Annotated in this window: 2 protein-coding genes; both read left to right on the top strand. The window is 35.1% G+C overall.

Going from position 1 to position 26,671, the window contains the following annotated elements:
- The first annotated feature begins 12 nt into the window (after nucleotides 1–12).
- Nucleotides 13–2,280, top strand: coding sequence for a hypothetical protein (locus DW006_RS10205; protein ID WP_118000314.1), 2,268 nt, complete (start codon nucleotides 13–15; stop codon nucleotides 2,278–2,280).
- A 436-nt stretch (nucleotides 2,281–2,716) separates the two neighbouring features.
- Nucleotides 2,717–26,635, top strand: coding sequence for an SdrD B-like domain-containing protein (locus DW006_RS10200; protein WP_118000312.1), 23,919 nt, complete (start codon nucleotides 2,717–2,719; stop codon nucleotides 26,633–26,635).
- The last annotated feature ends 36 nt before the right edge of the window (nucleotides 26,636–26,671 follow it).

Here is a 26,671-nt window from a genome sequence, read left to right as displayed (position 1 = left end):
TAAGGAGCAAAAATGCAATATTTAATGTTCTTAATAGGAATTGTCTTGGGGGTTCTTATTATCAAAATTTTCAACAGAAAAATAGAGAAATCAATTAAACTAAAAAAATATAACAGATATATGTTCTGGGTTGTGCAGGCATTGCTTGCAGCAGTGGTATTGGAAATTTTTACTTTTAATTTCACAAGCTATGAGAAAAACAATAATCCAAAGTTTGCTGTAATGTTTGATACTAATACACTTGGAAACACCGTAACTTCAGATAGCAATGAAATAGTAGAAAAGAATAAGGCGAAAAACGGAAACGTGGAAGTAAGCAAGGAAGGGGAAACACGTTTGTATTCTGTTATTGTGTATGCCGACTGTGCGATTAAAGATTTGGACCTATCTATGGATGGGACAGAGAAAACTGCTGACTGTAAGGTCTATTATAAGGACGAGGCGAACACTGTAGAATACGCGAAAGCCGACTGCAATGTAACACTTGTAAATGGACTTGCATCTACAGGACATATAAAAACTCATTTTGCAGGGAAAACAGATTCTGTAAAACTAACCTTAGAGGTTCCGGTAGAATCTTCTATAAGTAAAATATATGTGAAAGTAAATTATAGTAAGGCTTTCAAATTTAATGCTATTAGAACTATAGTTATGATGATTTTTATTATGCTTTTTACCCTTATAAGATTCACAGGAAGCGTTGAGTTTGTAAATAAAACAAAAAATATACATTATAATAGGAAGATACTCGTTACAATAATGATTCTTCAGGTTGGATTTGTGGTTCTGCTAGCGGGCATGACTAATGCTTGTTTTGATTATGCAGGACGGCTAACCGGATTTGATTTTAGCACCGATATGGACGCTTATCAGGAATTAACAGTGGCGCTGGCAAATGGAAAAGTAGACATAAATGGTGTTAGTAGTAGTGGAACCTATTTTGTGCAAAGTCAGATTGAACAACTTAACAAGTTAAAGAACCCATACGAATGGAAGCAAAGAAGCAATATTAAATACAAGTGGGACAGAGCTTTTTACAAAGGAAAATATTATTGCTACTTTGGTGTTGTGCCTGTGCTGTTTGTATATCTTCCTATTTATATGGTAACGGGCGCACTGATTAGCACGAAAATATATGTATTAATGATGTGCGTTATTTGCATGTTTCTTATGTGCAATCTAATAATGACGATAGTCAACCGTTGGAAAAAGCCTGTTAATGTGTGGGTAATCGCAAGTTTGGTTGTGTGCTTCATTAGCAGCTCCTTCCTATTATATAGTATTAACGGAAGCAAGTTCTATGAGGCGGCATCAATATCTGCACTTGCCTCGGCTTTGATGGGGATTGATTGCATACTTAATGCCTTTACCGAAAAAGGAATAAAAAAGAAAAGGCTTCTGCTTGGAGCGACTTTTATGGCACTGGCAGTAGGCTGCAGACCAAACTTTGTGTTGGCGTCAATTATTATTTTGCCGATAGTTCTAAATGGACTGGCAACAAACGGTGGATATAATAGAATAAATAAAGTTGGAAAGACAAGTGGAAATGAACAAAAAAAATGCAATTATTTTAAGGCAATATTTTCCAGAAAAAATATAAAAGAGATAATAACATTTGCCTTGCCATATTTGGTGATTGGAATTGCTCTAATGTATTACAATTATATTCGTTTCGGAAGTATTACAGAGTTTGGAGCAAAGTATCAATTAACTGTGTACGATACAAGTTACTACCATATAACGGATATTGGAAAACTTCCTGTGGCAATAAGCAAAGGCTTGTTAATGCCACCAAGCGTAAGTTCGGTTTTTCCATACTTAAATCCGACAATGACAGGTAGTAATTACATGGGCTTCTTCTACAGCATGGCTTGTATGGGAATATTTGCTTATCCTATTATGTGGCTGCTTGCTCTGATTCCGTGGACCGGCAGAAGAATCGTAAAAGAAACAGGAAACAGAGGCTTCGTAATGACAACTTTGGTAGTTGCTTTCGCAATGTGTTATATAACAACCACAATGGGTGGAACGTCACTTCGATATTCTATTGATTATGCCTGGATGTTCTTTCTTCCTATTATATATGTGGTTCTTATCATGTATTCCAAGGCGAGAGAAAAAGGCATTGAAAGATATGTAACAAAAATAATGATTGGTCTTGCCATAGCATCTTTTGCAATAACAGCCATGGTTGCAATCTCTCCGGAATGGAGCGATATAAAATATGATTCGCCAGTACTGTTTTATTATATTAAACAGATGCTGGTATTTTGGAAATAACTCTAGAGAACAATAGAATAGTATATTAAGCTTAAATAGCCTGCGTATCTAATAGTAATAGATGCGCAGGCTTTTTTCGTTAAAACAAAATGAAAAAATAGACAAGAAAAGACAAAAAAATATCTAAAAAATATACAAAAGAACGAAAAACGTTTCCCCAAAAATAAAAAATAATAAAAAATAATAAAAAACATTTTTTTTGCAACGTTTTTTCAATGCCAAAATTGTAAGATGTGACAAAAAAGTGAACGGTATATGTTCTTTTATTGAAAAAAATTGACGAATCCGATAAAATAAAAGTAAAACAAAGTGGATAAGTGGGTCTTTTTGACTCAAAATGCCATATTTGAATAAATTGATTTTACTAATTATATAGAAAAAATAAATTTGAAGAATACTAAACTTTAGGATAAAGCACGAAAGGACAGGAAGAATTATGAAACAGATAGCGAGAAGAATAACAGGTTGGCTATTGGTATTGTCAATGGTAACATCCATGTTTGGACAATCCACACCAATCACATACGCTGCTTCCAACAATGGTAAAGGGGAGACACCGGGAATTGAATTCTCAATGGTGTACCAGTCAGGTGGTAGTAGTATTAACGCAGATAAGGATAATACGAATGGAGACAATGAAGTATCGGATAGTCTGCAAGGTAAGAACAAAGCGTTGTTAGGACGTGGATATGAGAATCATATTAAGGTAAACCTTGTAGGAAACCTGAATGGTAACGGTAGAGCTTCAGGAATGTACTTTGAATTGGAATTACCGGTATTTCGTATTGTAAATGACAAGCTTACACTCATTCCATCAGAGGAGGCCGCAAAGCTAACTGATGAAGATTTTAAAAATGATAAAAGTCTTATAAGGGTTATGGCAGAGTTTACATCTGACACACCATTAGATTGGGATTATGCTCAGGACAAACATTATTGGGGAACTAAGGTAAGGGTTAAAAATACAGGTAATGTTGTTGCAGGAAAACAGGCGGTACTGCCTGTGAACTTGTGGTTTGAAGGAAATATGCCTGAAAACTCAGCGAGTATAGTTAAGCTGGGTGGCGGTTATGCAACCTATAGAGACTATAGTGGAAATATATATGATGGTTACGAAAAGGATGCAACTACAGTAACAGATACTGCTGCTACATTTACTATGATTTGTAGTAACTTAGAGTGGACAACAAGTATCGTAGGAGTTGCACCTAAGAATGTTCTTTGGGATAGATACAATTATGTAACTTATAAAATTACAATAAAAAATACATCTAAGGATACGGATTCCTGTTATGATTCTTCCAACTTCCAAATTAAAGCACCGACGGATTTTGAAACCGTAGACGGATGGGAAAGCGGACTTCATGTAGAGAATGCAGCAAAGTTCCTGTACAACAACGGCTCACCGACTGCTAATAATAAATGGGACAATTGGGAAAACGCTAATGAACTTATGGTAGGTGTTCCCGGCAAGGGTGGCATCATGATTTATGATGTTACTGAACTAGAGTCTACTGAATCAGGTCAGGCTGCGATGGAAAAATGGGATATGACTAATTTCACTAACATCACAGATGATAAGGGAAATGAGTTAAAGACAATGCCATATTATTTCAAAAAAGATGGAGGTATTTATTTTGAAAAAAATGGTAAGGTTTACAGTGGAGCCGGAGTAAACAAGCATGAAGATTCATCAGGATATGATCATCGTACATTCTATGTATCACTTCCTATGAGCACAGATATACCTAGTGATAAATTATCTAGAATTCCAATTAAGGTATATAACACTATAGCTTTTGGTGAGGGATATACTTGGACAAAAGTTAGTCAAAATGTTAATTGGGGATTTATAGCACCAGTTGATGACTTCCAAGGCAAGAAATTTGTTACAGAAACGGAAGAAGTAAACGGTGTAGAACAGGAGGTTGAAAAAGACGAAAAAGAAGTTGCTATTAATGATACCGTAGATTACTATCTTGGACATTTCCAAAATACAGGAAATATACCAGTGTTCAATGCAATGGCAACTGACTCCATTGATAAAGATTTTGAACTAAACAAAATATCTGCAATATTCAATGTAGATGCTGACAAGGACGAACCGAAACTTGCAGATTGGTTTGATGAGGATAATACAGTTCAGTTTGAATTCCTAACTTATGATAATCTTAACGGTACAGGAGATCCAAAGTCAGAGTATGTTACTTTAGGTAAAATGGAACCAGATGCGGATTTGACAGATTCAACACACAAAGCATGGAGCTTACAGTTAGGAAACTTAATTGATGACTATATACAGAAGGTTGAAGCAACAGGTAAGAAGTGTGTATATAACTATCACTTCCGACTGAAATTCAAAAAACGTATTGAAGCAGGAGAAAGCTTTGATGGTCGAGTGGCAATCAATGGTGTTGTAAGTAAAGGTAAAAAATATCCAAACGACTTAGTTACTTCTTATGAAAGATGGGTTGGTAATCCAAGCAAACGTTCAGAAGAAGGTGAGGATGGATACAAAAAAGATTTAAAAGAATTAGATAAATCTACAGCGTCCATTCAGGCAATAGTTGCTGATCCTAAGATTGATACAAAAGTTGTTAAGAAAACTGATACAGGATATGAGAAAAAAGATCCTATGGAAGTACCTGTTAACACAAAAGGCTATGGTATTTATTATCAGTTAGGTAACGACAGTGTTTCAAAGATTATGCCAGGACAGTTTGATTCTGGTGAGCTGGCAAAATACAATGATAAAGCTGGAAAGGTAAAGGGCTTTATTACAGACAAGGTTATTTTGTCGAAGAGATTAGTAGATAAAGTGGCGAAGATATCTTCTATAATACTTCACACAAGTGCAGACACAAATCCTGACATTACATTAAAGGTATCTGATTTGAGTAAAGATGCAGACGGAAATTACTATATAGATAAAAGCGTCTGGAAAGATAAAGGCGAACTTATTAATGTTACTGTAGACATGAAGAGCTTTTTAGACAAAATAGAAATAACTCAGGATAACGAAGATGTTTACATATTATTAGAAGGAATTGCAAATTTAGTTTCACCTAAGGTAAAGAAAGATACATCAAAAGATGACGATAAAAAAGATGACGATAAAAAAGATGACGATAAAAAAGATGATCAGGACATACCTGAGGAAGAAAAGTATGACTGCACAATAGTCAAAGGTACATTTACAACTAAATATAAAGATGAGGATTTGAATGTAAGTGATGAAGATGAAGCAACACTAATCGTTAAAAATATTAATCCTGTTATTAAAGGCATAAGTTATGGTCAGGATTATATTGAAAACGGACAGCATATTGAGTCAGATGAAAACAAGGCAAGTGGAGCTAAGGAACAGGATAAGATTAATCAGATTGAAGTTCCAAAGGGAATTGACAATGCTGGTTACAAATTCTTTGTTAGTAATGCAACACCATCATATTCAGAAGAAGCAAAAATTTCAATTGACTTATCAAGTAGTGTTGGAAGTAAAACAAGGTCTAATGATGTAAGAGGCTTCTTAACAAAAACAATTACTATTAAGAACTTCAAAGATGTGGCAGACATTAAACAGATTAGATTCTGGAATTGGGACAAAGATCCAAGTGCAGACAATGCAGATGTTACTATTCCATTTGACAGCATGACTGTATCACAGGATGGAACAATTACAATTGAGTTGAAAGATTATACTCAGATTGAATATTTGAAATATATGGTTATTGATTTAAATAACTTCTTAGGAGGCAAGGACGAAGATACTCCTGAGATGGAAATTCAAATTGATGGTAGAACAGAATGGTTCAATAATCTTGATGCTGTTATGAACTTCACACCTGATGATAAGACAATGCAGGTGGAGGCAGATACAAAGAGCATTGTAGATTTAACAAATCGTTTATACATTCAGGAACCATATGCGGAAATACATGCAGATGTTCATTACTATGATTTAGATGGAACAACAAAAACTGATGCAGATAATAGAGATAAAACTGATAAGTGGTTAGGTATACCATACGACAGAGATTTCATCTATACAATTGATATAGGAAATACATGCAAATCAAAATTAGATGACTTTGATGTTATTATTGACTTGCCTGTTAATGACAACAAACAGGGTGATGAAGCTAACACAGGATTCCACACTACAGGAATTAGAATTAGTAAAGAATTAGTAGGTCAGTACGAAAAGTTAGAAAAGCTTACATTATATGATGCAGATAGCGACCAGGGAAAAGTCTTTAATATAGACTATAAAAACGGCAAGTTAATATCTGAAGACGGTCAAAGTGTAATTGAAGGCGTGGTTGTAGACGGAGATATTTATATAGATGAACAAAAGATATATACTGAGTTCGGTATGAATATCAAGAATCTTAAGAAAGTGATTATTACAGGCAAGGGCTTCAGAGCCACAAGAGAAGCACCGGCTGATGAAAAACACAGAGTTACATTATACGGTTATTTAGATTCTAAGATTAATTCTTGGAATGAAATGGAAGTTAATGGAAAGAACTACTTATCTGAATTCAGAGACAGTGGTGATGACTATATATTTACAACACGTGATACTGCAAAGGCATTAGTTAGTAAAATGTATTTTGATACAACAATGGTTGCAGGATATAAAGACAATAACGATAATGGTAAACGATTTGACTCAGTGAGTGATTCATATGAGCATATGCGATTGGAGCACTCTCATTATGGATGGACTGATGAATATCCAGATAATGATGAATTAGATATTGGTTATAAAGCAATAGGTTCATATTTATTAGACTTTAGACAATATTTGAATTCGGGAAGCAATTATCCGAATGATGCAAATCATCAGGAATTGTATGATATGGTACCAAATACATCTAATGCAAAGTGTACTCCGAATGATTATGTGTATACACAGTCAATGAACACAGCAGTAGATGTTGAAATGACGGTTAATTTGCCATCGAATTCATTTGAAGCATATTATTTAAAGGTGCATCCATATGCATATGACTATATTAAGGAAATAAAAATTCATCGTGAAGGTGACGATAATGATACTTGGACTACAGTAAAAGAGTCCGACTGGAAAGATTCTATAGAAAAAATCACAGGAACTAATGGAAAAGATTCTTATTATAGATTAAATCTTTGTAAATTGGGTGATGAATATGGTATATATAGAAGTCCTAAGATTGACTATAAGACAGATAAGGCTGTAGACAAAATCGTCATTGCTCTAAAAATTAACAGAGATGCTTCTGAAGAGAAAAATGGTGAAACAGTTGCTAAAAATGCAGACTATGGTACTTGGTATAATTTTAATGATGAAAAGACTAAGTATATGTTTGAGATAACGGGTCGTTTCTTTAAATCAGGTGTGGCTGATGCTACAGCAAGCACAAAGATGGATATTGGCGGTTATACTGAACGTCAGTTTTCTCAGGCAAAGAAGAGAACTGATGAAGGAAAGCCAAATGGAATGAATAATACTAGCATTGCTTCGTCAGATTTGGCAGGCGGAAATGGCATAGTTAACCGTATTGATGCGGCAAATGCAGCTTATCGTTCGCTTTGGTCATGGCAAGATTATTACAAAACATGTATGTCATATGGTGTACATAATTATGCAGCTTATAAATCGGGACATTTGTTTACTACAGCAAAGGTTTATGTACATCCGGAAAAGAACAGTATTGTGAAAGGTGTACATGAAACACCAAAGACCAAGACGGACAGAAAGGCTAAGTTCTCATTATACAATGAATACTCAGTTAGTTTTGTGCAAACTCCGTATGGAGCATCACAAGATTGTATGGATGAACATAGGTCAACAGGTCATTCAGATGACTATTCGATTTATAATGACCCATACAACTGGACAGGAAAACATTCCTTTACTGATAAAGTTGTATTAACAGATACGTTACCGTACGTTAGACCTGATAGTGATTCAAACTATTATGGTTTCTTAGCAAAGAAGATTCTTATTTCAGAAGATTTACAACAATATATTGACAAGGTGGTTGTATATAAGAAGAAGTCAACATTAGATACAGATGGCAATGTGACTGATACTAACTTAACGGATACAATTACTATACAGGGGAAAGATATTGAAAAAGAAAACACAACCAATAATAATAGACGGGTTGATGGAAGTGACCAACATAAGGTACATACTACAGCAAGTAGAACATTTTATGAAATACCTGTAGTGTATCCACAAAGCAGTAGCTCATCACAGGTTACAGGAAATACAGCAGGTTCTATCGTATTAGGTGATGATGAATATATTACAAAATATGAAATTCACCTAAAAGATTTAGGCGGTGATGTTGACTATGCAGCAGAGTTGAAGGATATGGAGGATTTGCTTGATTCACATAATCATGGGGTAGACACTTTACCTGATATATACGTTGGTGGTGACATATATAGAATTACTGATGATAATATTAAAACATCAGGCAAATTTAATGATTGGAACAATATGAAGTGCGACAACTATATGCAGGAAAGCACAAAACCATATACTTCTAATAATGACAGTGCTTTGATTACATCCTATAGAATACCGTTCCAGGCGGGTGTTAATATTTCAGTAGGAAATAAAAGCAATACTATATATGACTATCAGAGTGACAACAAGACACCTAACCTTGCTAAATTTAATATTAAAGTTTGGAACCGTCAGGATACAAATAGTGAATCTGGAAGATCCGCAGAAATAGATAGTGCCACTGTTACGAATAGTATGGACTCAACCTATCGTCTTAAACATATTTATATACCAGAGGCGTTTATAACTGGTGATTGGTTTAATGTAGATTACTTAAAGATAGGTGACACTACATACACATTGGCACAATTGAAAACATTGCTTACAGATACTGAACATAAATATTTTAGCTATGACAGTGAAAATAAGCAGTATGTATTTGATGTAAATGAATATGTTAGAGATCGTGTTAATACATTAACAAAGATTACACCTAATAATACAAAGAAAGACAGTTCACAGTATTATAAAGAATTTGTAGATTCATTTGTAATTAAGTTCAAAGGTGTAGGAGAAGGTATATTAGATGGTGGTGATTTCTTAAATGATAACAAAGAGAATTTGGCTGACGTTACATTAGCTAATGCTCAAAGCACATTCTCTTATGATGGTGTTTATGTTGACAGAAATAAGGATGACATTGAAGCTAATGCATGGACATATGATTCAACACCAACAATAATTAATAGTCCTGATAGTTTTACAACAAGTTGGCCACATGCACGTAACTATGTAAGTTCAACCTTTACAACACAGGAACCTGATGCATGGAGATGGTCAGGATATGTTACAGGCACAAGTACATACACGGAATATGTTGTAAAGAACCTTGTAAGTACATTTGAAGTTTCAATGAAACGTGAAACAAAAATTTCAGATAGTACAAATTCATTCGCTTACGACATTGATGGTAAAACTAAAGTAGCATTAAATAAAAATCAATTATTACCTGATGACTTTATTGAGTACCAGATTAGTTTAGGAGCATCAGATGATTCAGCAATTCCTGTATATCATCCTGATGTAAGATTCATTGTACCAAATGGTCAGCGAATTATTGGTTGGTACATATTAGAGAATGACTCTGATATAGGAAATGAAGATATCACTGCACAGGCAACCAGTGGAAGCAACACAGTAAGTATAGTTAAGGACAAGCGTTACTATAAGGCAAGTGATAATACAGATACAAATTACAAACAGTTAAACATTTCATGTGGTGATTTAACAAAAGATGAAAAATACAATCAAATAACTAAAGATAAAAATATTAAGATTGTTGTCATAACTGAATTAACACAGGAAGTAAAACCGTTTGAAGGTAAGAATATTGTACAAAATGTATATGTTACTACACATCCAAAACATACATATTCACAGCATGCATTATATTACAAGGATAGTGGGGATAATGTAACATATGGCAGATTATATGGTAAAAGTGGCTATTATGGTTCTTTCTATAATAATGAAAGTTCTTATGTTGGAACTATTAAGAGTGACATAACTTATTACAATAGCTCATTGACACCTGAATTAGTATATGTTGACGGATATGAGACACCGGGTAGAAATGAAGATACAAATCCACACATAGATGAAAGACCTATGATTGCTAAGTTGTATGGTCCAAATAAGGGAGCTGTAACTAATAGCACAACACATAAATTATCATCTATTACATATACAACATCTTTCTTAACTAATAGTAGAAAAGATGGTAGATGGTTTAAGGGATTTGATTTAACAGAAAAACCGGAATTTGCTTATCCTGAAAAGATGGATTCTACAGGAACTAAGAAGGCTAAGGTTGAATATTGTTTCTACAAGGATTTATCAGGTAAGACAATAGGAACAGATGTTGGTATTTATACAGATAAACAGTATACATCTCAATGGGTAGAGGCTGATAAAGTATTAACAGGTGATACAATCACACAAGCTCAGATAGATGCAGGTTACTTCTTATTAAAGGATGCAGTATCTATTAGATGGACATATTATGATGTACCAGCAGAAGAAATTACATTTGCTACAGCAGATAAGCCATTCGAACTTCATGGTATTGGTAGATATCGTGACACTAGAAATGCTGCTGAGAAGCAAAACACAACTGCCAGTGACAAGTTCACTATAGGAGTATCAGCAAGTTGTGCGTTTGAACATTTACATGATGAAGACATTAGCAACACTGATGAAAATCAAACAACAACAGATACTAAATATGAAGATACTTCTACAGCAACAATATACGGAAGTACAACAGCGGTAATTACAAGAGAAAGACCAATACTTACAGTTCACACACAAATATTTAAAAATTCTGATGACGCAGCAGTTAAATACAATGCTAATGCTGAACAGATAAAAGGTTATCGACCTGGTGACAAAGTTTGGTATAAGACAACTGTAATTAACAATAAGAGAGGACAAACTGATCAGCAGGGGGCATTATTGAATCCTGCATTGTTTGACAAGATTCCTGAATACATTACTACTTCAGGTCTTGATGCAAATAAGATTAAGATAAAATGGTATAATGCAGATGGTACACTGAAAGATGATTCGGAAATACCAAAGTATACTATTACGAAAACAAAATTCAGTGATGCAGCAGATTATGGTGGAGATTTTGTTACTACAAAGAATTACAATGACGGAGTTTCTAATACAGGTAGCGGTCATGCATACACAGATCTGATATTTAATGGAACTAAGAAAAACACAGACACAACATCAATTGACTTTAACGTATATCAGATACAGTTTGATGATGGTTCACGCTTAGAAATTGGTGAAACATTAGAAGTGTATTATGAGGCAGAAATCAGAAAAGAAGATTTGCCTTTAGCTTATACAACACGTAATAATGAAGATGGTACTCAGAAAACTTATGTGGATTACTATCCAAAGATGGGTGAGTATTACCAGTGGCAGAACTTCTACTGGTCATATAGTTATTCATATCCATATATTGGGACTATTGGTTCATTAAGCACACGATTTGCTAATCAAAATGATATGATGGACATGAACTATCTCTATCATGATGTAGGTGTTAGTGGTACAAGAAATAAGAACATTGACAAGTATGAATATTTGAAGGAATCTATTACCTATATGCCTGGGTCAAATGAAACGGATACAAGTAACGGTAATGACGAATATGGAAACAACGGCTATCTTAAAGATCAGGATATGCGTACTGCTAATAATCAGCAGATGACATATTATGATCCAACACGTACAACAGGTAAATACAATCAACTTCCTGTAAGTGAAAACTATAGAAATGGTTCAGTTACTGGTTACTCCAGAGATTACTATAATAAGCTTATGGTACTGCGAGTGCGAGATAAGAACTGGCAGGGAAATCATGAAGATGTAGTTATTTGGACAGAATCAAGACTTCATCTGCAGACAGCGTGGTTGCTGGCAAGTTCACAGATGATTGGTGATGATGATTATTTGAAATCACAGGAGTATTTGCCAACAAACTATAGTAAAGGACAGTGGGATGATCACTATACAGCTTATAAATGGTATTATAGTTCGGATCACAACCAGCTTAATGATTATATAAGAAATTTAAATGATGATACCATTACAACATTGGAATATGATCAGGACTTCACAACACGTATTGGAGCATATAACTACGGTGATTGGGACATTGAAAGTGGTCTCGAGTTTACATATGTAATGCCACAGGGTATAGAGCCTAAATTAGACAAGGACGGTAATCCTGATTTTAGTGACTTAAAGGCTGAAATTTTAAGCAGTGGAACAAGTAAGAATCCTGTATATAGTGATATTGATATTGAAAATGATGTTAAGGTAGAAGTAATTCAAAGTCCAAACAATAAGCAAGGTTACTTAACACCAAACATTATGAGAGATCCACTTCTTAGTACATCAACTATGAATAATAGTGGTGACAGTTATGAAAATAAAGATGCTTATTATAGTGAATATGAACATACTTCTTGGGTTCTTAGAATAACAATAACTAAGCCACTTAAAAAATGGTTTAATAGAGGTGATGAAACAGGTTATGCAATGTATGTAAATATTCCATCTCATGTGTATGCTACACCTAAGAATGAATATTGGTACGACGAAGTAATGGTTAAACCTGTTGATACAACTAAGGATCTTTACTATCAGGTTTATGATACAACTTCACTTTGGGGAAATAATTATTTGACAGACATGCCAAAACCGGTAAGTACACAAAAATATGGAATGGACGTTATGTGGAATACATACTATGTACATGATGACCATCACAGAGATAGTAACTACTATTTCCTTAACGGTTCCCCAAACACACCTTACATTAACGGTATGAATATTACGAACCGAGAGGTGTCAAGTCAGGGAAAAGATGCAGACAGTGCAGCATCCGCTAGTGTAGAGGAGAGAAAAGTTTTCTCAAGCGGTGTTCGTAATACTTATGCAAGTACAGGAACCCGTGCTCATATGAGAAAACCAATGATAAGAACTTGGACTACAGTTGGTGAAGATAATATTAACGGTAGCAAGTCACAAGATTATTATGTTGATCCGCAAGGTGAAACATCAACATTGAACATTCATGTTGAAAATAAATACTGGCTTAATACTTTAGCACCAGAGTGGTTGCTGAATTACACAACGTATCAGACATTTAAGGTAAGACATACTTATGCAACAGACGGTGGAAATATGGGAACGCTATATCATCCTGTAGTTACAAATATTTTACCGGCAGGTATAGTACCAAAAGATACAGATGGAAATCTGTTTACTACTGATAATAAGGAAAATGCTAAGAAGAAGTTAGACTGGACCTTAAGAGGTGCAGATTATAACGGCGCAGACTTAGATACCTTAAAAGAATATCAGGAAGAACAGGAACTTTACGAAGCTACTGTTGAATACATTCAATTAGAAGGTGAAGATGGTACTCTGGAAGGAAGATACAAGATAACCTTTAAGCAGAAGGAAAAAGTAAGCATCAGAAATGAGAAGAAGGTTAAGATTGATTCAGAATCATCAAGAGTATTTTCATTTAAGTTCTTTACAGCAGATAATCCTGATCTGAATACTAAAGATGGAACAAAGGATGAAAGACTAGGAGAACAATATCAGTCAAATAGAACTTTCATTTCCAGTGAAATGAATAACTTCAAGTTTAAGATTGATTCAGATGTTGAAAACAAGCAGGTTGCTGAATCAACAGGAATGGAAAATCCTTACTATGTAGGTAATGAAGTTGTTGACTCATATGTATATAAATACAACAAGAAGGACAGATATCACTGGACAGGTACATTAAAAGATTCAAGACTTGATATTGCAGAAACAAACAGAGATTACAATGATATGCCGTCAGGTACACCTAAGGCAGTGTTACCAAAGGTACCAACAGCAAGTAATCTTGGTAGTGATTCAGCAATTGATGCAACAGATCAGTTAGGTAATAAACGATACTATGAGAAAGATAATCAGATTCAGGAAATAAATGGAGACCAATTAAGTCTTGAAGATTATCCGGAATTAAGACAAAACGTTTACTTGCGTTCAGAAGATAAAGGTGCAGACTTAGATAATGGATGTGTAGATTCAAATGCAGGTGTTATGACATCGAATAGAATTAGGGTAAAATATCCGGTTATTGAAAATAAGACGTTTGTTTCTAAAAATGCAGCGGATGCGGTTGACAATTTAGGAGCACGTTCACCTGAATGGCAGGATGATATTTATGAGTATTATCCTTCAGAAGATGAACCTGTACAGTACATGGATGACCTTTATTACAATGTAAAAGTTGTAAATGGCGCAGATAAAGTAAAAGATGATGAATATTATTATCAAGGAAATATTTCTCATGCTAAGATGAAGGTTACAGTAGTATTACCATCTATTGTAAAAGCAGTACCGTTAAAAGGCGACGCAGTATATCTTATATACAAGAAGGCTGATGGCACCGTTGTTAAGATGAATATAGACGAAGCTGAAAAACATGGTTTTGAATTGAAAGTTGTAGATAAACACTACAATGACAATAAGGAACAGGTTATTACATTTGAGGTATGTACAGCTGGAGATTATGAAGATACAGATGAATTGCCAATTTATAGTGATTATGTACATGGAAAACATTTACCAGGTTACTTTGCATACAAAGATACGTTGGTAGTAGGTGTTAAAACACAGGTACGAAACAATGTTCTTGATGATTCAGAAATAGAAACATCAGATGAAGCTTGGAAGAATGATTCCGCATGGGATAATAAATTTAAGGCTGATGGTTATGTAACTTTTGATGATGCAGATGGATACTACTTAAAAGATACAAATCCGGATGGTGGTTTTGATGCATTAACTGATTTAGATGATGGCGGTATCTTATATGAAAGAGAAGCTACGGATGATAAGGATAACGAAGTTGATTATGATAGTGATGGCGATTATTCTGATAAATACGCAAAAGATGAATCAGCTATTGTAACATTATTAAAACCACATTCAACAGTACGACTTGATACATCAGTTCAGCGTAGAGAAGTGGATAACCCTGATATATTAGGTGGTTCACATAGAACAATTGATGATCCAATAGTAAAGAGCTCAGTTCGACTGTCTGTATATATGGATCAGGCTGTAAATGAAGGTAGTGCTGTAAGAGAGTTCATAGTAGATTGGCGTATACCATTTAGATCAACTTTCTTAGCAACTAAGGAAGAAGCACCTGTAAATGAAGATAGTATATCAAAACAGATATATGCTATAGGTACAGGTGTTTGGGAAATTCCTGAAAACTGTGGCGATGAAGCATACAGAGAAGCACTAAAGAGGAACCTGAAAGTACAGGTACTTGCATTATGTAATGATAATGTAGATGATGCAGCAGATGGTGCAACTTATCAGGATGTTAAGAACAGTAATGCAGGTGAGTGGTTGAACTTAACTCAGTTGTATAATGAAAAGATTGCTGGAACTTCGGATAAAGGAGTTAGCATCGACAAAAACACAATTATTGATATTAGAAAATTATCTGAGAAACTTTATGGTAATAGAACTTCTTTAGGTAAGAGAATATATCAGGTACGTTATATTATTTCTTCTGATGAAGATGAATATGTTGTTCCTAAGGGATTTAGATTAGATATTGATGCTGATTCGGATACAGATGGTAAGCAGGAAATGAATGATGTTGATCCTGAACATAACAACTTAGATCCACTTCCAGAGTCAGTTGTATCAACAGCTAACGATCAGGATGAATATGATGACGAGAACAAGATTGGTAATGCAGCCTTTGTTATGATGCCTGCAAGCCACTTAAGTGAAACCAGAAGACATGTAAATCATTTTGCTACAGGTTGGGCTAAATATGATGATACACAGTTGTGTGCAGATTCTGAACGCTCAAGAGCAGGATATTATATAGCAAAAGAACTTCCGGTAATGGAAATTGATATGAAGAATCAATACTTCATGGTTTCAAGAAACAAAGATACAAATGACATTGAGTTTGGATGGAGTAACGACATAACAATTAACAATTCATCTAATATGCTTAAGTACAGCATTGAATTAAAGAACTTGGATAATGAGGAAATCGCAAAAACAGATGTTGGTGAGGTTGAAGAAGACTATGCATCTAACCCACAGGTTGTTGCATTGTTACCAGTTATTCAAAACTTAAGTTCAGCAGTAGAATCAGAGGATCCTTTGGTATACAAATACTTCCATGAAGTAGAGTATGGTAGTGATGAATGGAAGAATTCCTTAGCTCCAACCTTTAAGTCACCGGAAACATTCGATGACTCACAGGCAGTTTGGTCATGGCATGTTGAAGATAAAGACGGCAATGTTGTTAGCAAAGACAAATGTAAGATATCTTCAGTATCAATGAATATGTATGAAAAGATTGCCGGAATTAAGTATGAGAGACAGAGAAGATTTATAAGATGGACAGCAGATGGACAGCTTGAACCGGGTCAGAGAATGGTAATTGACTATATGTTACCTATAGCTACTGATGAAAATACAATGGTTGAGTCAGAGTTATTAAGCTCAAAAGGTTACGGATTTAAGTCAGGTGCATTTGAACCATCAATTCCTGTATCACAGAACGTTAAGAATTATGCATATGAAATTGACACTCGTGATGTTAACGATAATGGTAAAAGCAATATTGAAAATACAATTACTGTATCTGTAAATAACGTAGGTTTCGCAGGTACACAGGCATTTAACCGAAACAAGAGAGCTTTCTCTGAATATGGTTACGGTATGTCTGAAAAGGGAACCGGAGCTGACAGACCGGCACTTGTTCCTGAAGGTACGAAGTACAGCTTTACATCATCTATCTATAACCCAGAACCGGTATTAGGTAAGAAGGGGTATAGGCAACCGATTATATATGATGTACTTCCATTTGTAGGCGATACGCAATTGTATGCACCTACAGGCTTCTCTACATCAAGAGGAACTGACTGGCGTGGTTGGTTAAATCTTGAATCAATTAAGATTGAAGCAGTTGCAAATGGCTCGTCAAGTACAATGACAGATGGAAACAATGTAAATGTTTGGATAGGACCATTTAAGTACAATGGAAATACTATAGAAAAGACTGATATATCAGATTTACCAACTTTGGAACAAACATCATCAGTTAATTTCTATAAATCAATCAGAGGTAAAACAACTTCTGCTATTAATGAAAAGAAGAGGTATTTTGTAAGGTTATCAGATTTACTTAAGTTAAAGACATCTGATCCTGAGAAGTTTGAGGAACTTCAAAAACATGCACAGGCAATTTATGTAGAGCCTACAGATGATTACTATTTAAGTACAAAGGCTAAGTTGTCTGTATCATATGACTTGAAGGCACCACTTAACCTTCCATTAAGCAAGAATTGTATTTCTGAAGAATCAGAAACAATCTTACAGGATACAGCAGATTCAGATAGTTGGAATAGTTTCACAGCTCAGTCAGGAGATGACAAGGTTACAGAATCACCAAATGCAGGTGTTTGCTTAACAGCTCCATCTGACAGAGGTTATATCGGACATTATGTTTGGTTGGATGAAAGCTATAATGCTAAGTTTACAGACGAAGCAGATTATTACCAGCGTGACGGTAAGGGTAGATGGTTACTTGAGAAGAAGACAAAAGACTTAGATTATGACGGTGAAATTGATGATCCGGGTATTAACGGAGTTAAAGTTGAACTTCTTACAGAAAACGGATATCCAGTAAACCGTTTAGGTGAAGCTGTTGTAGAAAAAGACGGCAAGTATTGTGTAATTGACGAAAGCACAGGTAAGATTAAAACAGATACTATGGGTTCATCAATTTATACAACATACGGACCAATGTCGTATACAACAGAAAAAGATGTTTATGGTAATGATGGATATTTCATTATTTCAAATATTAAACCGGGAAAATATAAATTACGTTACACATTCCCTAAGGATAGTAAATACAATCAATATGCTCTTACAACTAGAAGTATAGGTGTTACAGGTACATCTGTTGACGTATACCGTCCAGGAGAGGCAAATGATACCCTTCCAGATTTAGGAGTAACAGGCAAAGGTGATGAACCAAGTGATAGTGCAAAGGTTGAATCATTAACTATCCAGACAAAAGATGCAATTCAAATTGATGCTATTGGTACAGATGAGTCAACTTATCAGGATTATGATGAAAAGATGACATCTTATGATTTAGGTGTTGCCCCATCATTTGAATACGGTGGATATTCATGGATGGATATTCAGTATGATGCTGCTGGAAAGACAATTACAGACAGCATTGATGGTAAGATGGATGATGCCGAAAAGAGACTTAAAAATGTAGATATTTATATTTATGAAGTTAAGACCGATGGTACAATGGTACCGGCATATGATAAGAATGGTAACGAGATAAGCACTAAGAATAAGACAACTATTTGTACAGACAGTAATGGATATTTCAGTACAACGTTATATCCATACAGAAGCTACATAGCTATTGCTGACACAGGTAAGATTGATGACATACTCAAACCATCACCGGTAACATTAAGTACCAAGGCTCTTCAATATGAGAAGGATAACGATTTACTATACAACAAGAATCTTAATAAGAATACAACTAACATATTCTCAGTTCTTCCAAAGTCAGATGACTACGATATGGGAAATTGTGTAGATGGTAGATATGGTTCATACGATAGATTAGGATTCGGTTATGTACCGGCAGGTGTTGGTGCTATTGGTAAATACATATTTGAAGACCAGAACTACGATGGTATTAGAAATGAGTACATTGATGAAAATGGATTACTTGTTTCAGAACCGGGTATTGACGGAATTAAGTTGGTACTTGAGAAATACTATTACGACAATGGTAAGTGGATTCGAATAAATGATGATGACGATGATGTAGTCGAAAGTCAGGGCTCATCATATACATTTATTGTTGATACTTCATATAAGATTGGTGATAACAGATACTTATGTGGATACAAGGTTAAGTTAGATATGAGTAGTGTTGATAAGGTTTCTGACACATTAGGTAAGAAATACATCCCAACTAAGTTCTATATGAACAACGGATTATCTGACAGTGATTTACCACTTACAGGAGGCAACTACAGATATCTTACAGATGATATCGTTGTACCGGCAGGTGAAGCTACAGACAGCACTTTAGATGATTATAAATTTACAGCAGATGGAAAAGATTATGATATTTCAGATGCACTTATTATTACAGAGTACGATGCAGGCTTAACAACAAAAGATGATGCTGAAATTGACGGTGTTGTTTGGGAAGATAAGAATTATAACGGTAAGCAGGATAAGTATACAGATGACGACGGCAACGAAGTTGACGAGCCTGGAATTGAAAATATTGAATTACAGCTTGTTCCATATGTATACTACAACAATAAGTGGCAGAAACTTCAGGATGCAGACTTAAAGGATGCAGGCAAGTTTAGTGAATACACAACTACAACTAATACAGATGCAGATGGTGCATACAAGTTTACTGATGTGAAGTCTACAGCAACAATGGCAGACGGAACAGAATGTATAGTTGGTTATAAGGTAAGAGTTAATACAAATATTGATGACTTACATTATGGCATAACAAAATACAGAAATGCAGCAGCAGATGTAGATAGTGATTTGTGGAAGAATTCAGATGATGAATTAATGCTTAATGAAAATGATGAATTCATTATTACTGCTAAGAAGATACCGGATAAGGATGTTAAGAGTGAATACGGAGACGCATCTCTTAATAACCAGAGTGAATATTTAATTCACAATGACCTTGGTTACTTTGATGTAAACAAGGTAACAGACCATGATGGAAGTGATGCCGGATTGGTTAGATTTGAAAAAGGCTCAGTATCAGGTAAGGTTTGGCTGGATGACAACTATGATGGAATTATGGATAGTAATGAACTAGGTATGGTTGGACAGAAAGTTACTATCAAACGTTTCTATCTTGACAGTGTTTCAAGTGGAACTGAAAACTGGGTTGAAGATACTACATATACAAGCCCTGTATCAGTAACAGATAGTAATGGAGAATATAACTTAGATAATCTTGATACATTTGTTTATAAAGACGGCAAGTATTATCTTGCAGGATACAAGGTTTATATGGCAGAAGATCCTGACAATACAACCTATGGACCTACATTGTATGGAACATATGATCCTGACACACAGCGTGGTAGTGATCTTAAGAATAAGGAACTTACAAAGGACGATGACTATATTATCGTTGCAGACAGTTGTGGTAATGTTAGCGGTCAGGGAACAGTTAATGGAAGCAGTGCTGCAAAGAAAGTAAATGAATTAGCACATGTTACAGACTATAGGGATAAATATTATGATCTTGTAACATCTAAGGATTATGAAAAACTCGATGCAGGATATCATGCTTTCGAGGAATCAACAATTACAGGTAATGTATTTGAAGATTACAACTATGATGGAATTATTAATAGTAGTGATGATGGAAAGGCAGACGAATTTACACAGAAAATTAAGGATGCTCTTGGTAACAAACAGATGGTTGTTACAGCAACAACATACTACTATGATAACGGTCAGTGGAAACAGTATCTCGTAAACGGCAATGCTGTTACATATACAGACATAGTTGATGCTACAAGCATAGACGGAAAATATGAAATCGAAGTTCCAACACAGGTAACAATTAATAATAAGAATTACCTTGCTGGATACAAACTCCAGGTGGATATTATTCCTGATGAGTATCATGTTACTAAACATAAGGCTAACGGAGTCGTTAAGAATAGTAATGCGTTAATCAAAGAGAATGGTGGAAAATATGATATAACCAAGACTATTGCAAGCAGCCCATACGCAGGAACTGACAAAGAAGAAATGGATGGCTATGTTATAGCAGCAAAACCATCAACAGAACCTGCTAGTGCAACAATAATCGGTGATTATGATATTGCACTTGGAAGAGATTTAACGCAGTACAATATGGGACTTGTTGCTCATGACAAGGACCATTCATATATTGATGGTATTGCATTTGAGGATAACAATAACAATGGTAAGTACGATACAGATGAAACTGACGTGACAAAACAGGATAAGTTACTAAGTGGTGTAAAGATTGGCGTTAAATGTTATAAGTATGATGTTGCAACTAAGAAGTGGGTTGAAGCACCAAACGAAAACGGAGACACATATTACGCTACAACAGTAACAGATGCAGATGGCTATTATGCATTTAAAGAATTGCCATCACATGAAGATACAACAGATGATCCAATTCTTTATGGATACACAGTATGGTTATTAGAAATGCCTGTAAACGATGAAGGGCAGACATTGGCTGCAACATATTATCAGGCAAATAACGATAAAGACGACAGTGCATTAATTGCTAATAGCATGCAGGTTATTAAGGGTGATAAGAATCCAAACCTTGAACTTGGCGAATTAATGGACGGAAACACAATGATTGCTAAGAAGATTACAGACATTGATTCTGAATGTTCTCATATTGTGGAAAATTATGATTGTACAATCAGCATTCCACGTAAGGGCTACAATCTTGGATTTGTTAAGTACGCAAAGGGTAGCATTGAAGGTTGTGTATTCGATGATAAGAATGTAGATGGTATCATTGATAAGAATGATGGTAAATTCGAAAATATTACTATTGGCTTAAAGAGATATGTTTATGAAAATGGACAGTGGAAATTATCTCAGGGAGACGATGATTACTACACAACAACAGTAACAGATGCAGATGGAAATTATAAGTTTAACGGACTTGATACTTTTGTTGAAGACAACGGAGACAAACATATTTACGGATATGAAGTTTGGGTTGTTAACAAACCGGCAGGTTACGGTATAACAAGATATCAGAGTAATAATGGAACTGATGACAGTGCAGTATTACTTAACAGTCAGGTTATTAAGAAGAACACTTCATTAGATGAAATGTTTAATGGCAAGTTAGTTGTTGCAAGAAAAGCAAGTTCAGAAACTCTTGGTGGTTTAGATGACTTGTATGTAGTAGAAGGATATGACGTTGTACGTGAGTCACACCTTAAAGATTACAATGCAGGATATACAGAATTACGAAAAGGTATAATCGAAGGAATCGCATTTGATGATGAGGATTACGACGGTGAACTTGATAGTGATGAAAAATTATTCGAAGGTGTTGAGATTGGTCTAAAACGTTTTATTTACGAAAACGGAAAATGGAAAGAAGATAATGAAGGTCAGTATGTTGCTAAGACAACAACAGATAAGGATGGTCATTATGTATTCGATAATCTTGATACTTATGTAAACGAAAATGGTGAGAACAAGTTGTACGGCTATGAAGTTTGGGTAACTAAAGATCCAAGCGGTTATGCTAAGACAAAATATGGTAAGGATAGCTTCTTACTCGTTAACGATCACATCCTTAAGAATGACACAGATACACCGGAAATAATTGACGGTAAGACAGTTGTAGCTCATAAGATTACAGACCAGGATGACATGACAGGTATTGATAATACTTATAATGTAAATGACTACTATGTAATTATGGCAGAGGTTGCAAGCAATTATAATGCCGGCTACATCAAAGAAGAAAAAGGCTCAATAAGCGGTACAGTATTCGATGATGTAAATTACGATGGTAAGATTGATGAAAACGACAAGTTCTTTGAAGGCTTTGAAGTCGGACTTAAACAGTTTGTATACGAAGATGGCAAGTGGAATCCGACAAATGAAGGTGATTTCATAGCAAAAGCTACAACAGATAAGAATGGAAATTATACATTCGATAATCTTGATACTCATAAGAAGGATAACGGAGTCAACAAGTTATACGGTTATGAAGTTTGGGTAATAAAAGATCCAGACGGCTACGCAGTAACAAGATATGGTGATGACAGTTACTTACTTGTAACTGGACAGATTGTAAAAGCTGATACAAAGCTTGACGAAATCCTTGATGGTAAAACAGTAGTAGCTCATAAGGTTACAGATGAGGATGACGTTACAGGAATTGATGATGTTTACTTTGCAGAAGGCTACAATGTAGTTGAAGCAGAACACGTTAAGAACTACAACGCAGGTTATGTAAAAGAACAGAAGGGCTCAATAAGTGGTACAGTATTCGATGATGTAAATTACGACGGTAAGATTGATGAAAACGACAAGTTCTTTGAAGGATTTGAAGTTGGACTTAAACAGTTTGTATATGAGGATGGCAAGTGGGTACCAACTCATGATGATAAATTTATCAGTACCACAAAGACAAATAAGAATGGTGAATACACATTCGATAATCTTGATACTCATAAGAAAGATAATGGAGTCAACAAGTTATATGGTTACGAAGTTTGGGTAATAAAAGATCCAGACGGCTACGCAGTAACAAGATACGGTGACGATAGTTACTTACTTGTAAGTGGACACATATTAAAGGCTGATACAAAGCTTGATGAAATCCTTGACGGTAAGACAGTAGTAGCTCACAAGGTTGCAAATGATACCGAAAAGAGTGGAATTGATGATGTTTACTTTGCAGAAGGCTACAATGTAGTTGAAGCAGAACACGTTAAGAACTACAACGCAGGCTATGTAGCAGAAGAAAAAGGTTCAATAAGCGGAACAGTATTTGATGACGTAAATTACGACGGCAAGATTGATAAAGACGATAAGTATTTTGAAGGCATTGAACTTGGTTTGAAACAGTTTGTATACGAAGATGGCAAGTGGGTACCAACTCATGATGACGAATTCATTAGTGCAACTAAGACAGACAAGGATGGCGGATACATATTCGATAATCTTGATACTCATAAGAAAGATAACGGAGTCAACAAGTTATATGGTTATGAAGTTTGGGTTGTAAAAGGACCTGACGGATATGCCGTAACAAGATATGGTGATGACAGTTACTTACTTGTAAGTGGACACATATTAAAGGCAGATTCAAGCTTAAATGAAATCCTTGATGGCAAGACAATAGTTGCTCACAAGGCAACAACTGCTGAAGATAAGAAGGGCGTTGATGATATTTACATGGCTGAAGGTTACAACGTAATCAAGGCAGAACATGATAAGAATTACAACGCAGGCTATGTTGAAGAACAGAGAGGTTCAATAAGTGGTACAATCTTTGAAGATGTAAATTACGATGGCAAGATTGACGAAAACGACAAGTTCTTTGAAGGATTTGAAGTTGGACTTAAACAGTTTGTATATGAAGACGGTCAGTGGGTACCAACTCATGAGGAAGACTTCATAAGTACTACAACAACAGATGCCAACGGTGGATACCTGTTCAGTAATTTGAACACACACAAGAAAGAAGAAGGATCTAATAAGTTATACGGTTATGAAGTATGGGTAATTAAAGATCCTGACGGATATGCCGTAACAAGATACGGTGATGACAGTTACTTGCTTACAAGTGGTCACATTATTAAGGCTGATACATCAATCGATGAAATGCTTGATGGAAAGACTGTAATCGCAAGCAAGATTACAGAAGATACTAATGTTAAGGGAATTGATGATCTTTACAAGGTTGAAGGTTACAACGTAATTCTTGCAGAACATAGTAAGAAGCAAAATGGTGGCTACACTGAAATTAAGAAAGCAGCTATTTCAGGTTCTATATTCGATGACGTAAATTACGATGGTTTAATAAACGATGGTGATAAGATGTTAGAAAATGTAGAAATCGGATTAAAGCGTTTTGTATACAAGGACGGCCAATGGATGCTTGCTCCGGAAAATACAACAGGTCAGTTAGGAACAGGAACAACAGAAGATGTTGAATTCTTTGCTAAGACAAAGACTGATAAAGACGGTAACTATAAGTTCGATAATCTTGATACATTTGTTAATGAAGATGGAACAAACTACATGTATGGATATAAAGTATATGTAATTGACAAATCTGACAGACAGACAACTAAGTACGAGATGAACAATGGTGATAAAGATAGTTCACTTAGAAGCGATACTTTCGAAATTACTAAGAAAGAAGATGGCAGAGAAGAATTATTCAAGGGTTGTATTGTTTTAGCACAGAAAGCTGACAATGATGAAAATCCTAACACACCATACATAATCGAAGGTTATGATGTTGTTAAGGGAATTGACCGCGAACAGTATAACGGCGGATTTGTAGCAAAACGTGTTTACTCAATTTCAGGTTTTGTATGGGTTGACAAAGACAGAGATGGAATTAGTAATGAAAAGAAATACGCTAAGGGCGTTACTGTTACACTTGAAAAGTTATATCTTAACAATGGAAAATGGGTTAAGATAGACGAAGAAGAGCCTGTAACAATGAAGACTGGCAAGGATGGAAAATACAAGTTCGATAACCTTGAGTTATACGGAAATGTTGATGAAAAACATGTAGTATACGGATATCGTGTTAAGGTTTCAGAAATCCCAAGTCAGTATGGAGTTACAAAATTCCATGTTGAAGCTGAAGGAAACAAGAGTGACTTGAATGAAAAGACAGGCTATCTGGAAACAGAACAGGCATTGATGATTTTAGCAGATAAAGCTGATAACACAACACCGGCTGATTACAACGTAGACGGCTATAATATTTCATACGGATTCTCAGTAGAATCACTTGATGCAGGTATTATTCCTTACGGAGTAGGAAGCATTGCAGGTATTGTATTTGAAGATGCTAATGCAGATGGTATTATTGATAAGGGTGAACAGAAATTTGAAAACAAAGATGTTTACTTATTATACAAGAAGAAATCTGATGACAAGTTTGTTAAGTATCCAGGTGGAAAAACTGTTACAGATAAGAGAGGATTCTTCAAATTTGAAAATCTTCCGGTTCTTGATGAAAATAATGAACCTTATGAATATCGTTTGACAATGGAAAAACCGGATGAACGTTCATTTACTAAGGATTATGACTTTGTAATATTTGGAAGCAAACAGGTTAATATTCTTGCTCCTGACACTTCTAAGGGTGCTAAGGACAAGGTAACAACAGGTATTACTCCAACAATTACATTGGCAATTCCAAGAAAGGCTAAGAGCTACTACAAGCTTAAATATGAGCTTGATGGTTACAATCATAAGAACGCTTATCTTGGATTTACTCCAGTAGAGAAATCTGATAAGATTCAGACCGGCTTAGACATGAAATATTGGTGGGCATTAGTACCAATGGTATTAGCAATGCTTGCAGGTGCAATATTATTGATATTCGGTAAAAAGAGAAGAAAGGAAGTAGAATAAGGGGATTTTTCCCCTTATTCTTTATTAAGAACATGA

This window comes from Eubacterium sp. AF36-5BH, from assembly GCF_003460505.1.
In the GTDB taxonomy this organism is placed as follows: domain Bacteria; phylum Bacillota; class Clostridia; order Lachnospirales; family Lachnospiraceae; genus Eubacterium_G.
Note: the sequence above shows the minus strand (reverse complement) of the source record. Positions and strands in the feature narration are given on the sequence as shown.

Bases quoted from the DNA above. Each gene is read 5' to 3' on its own strand.
- DW006_RS10205 (WP_118000314.1), top strand. From the start codon at position 13: ATGCAATATTTAATGTTCTTAATAGGAATTGTCTTGGGGGTTCTTATT.
- DW006_RS10200 (WP_118000312.1), top strand. From the start codon at position 2,717: ATGAAACAGATAGCGAGAAGAATAACAGGTTGGCTATTGGTATTGTCA.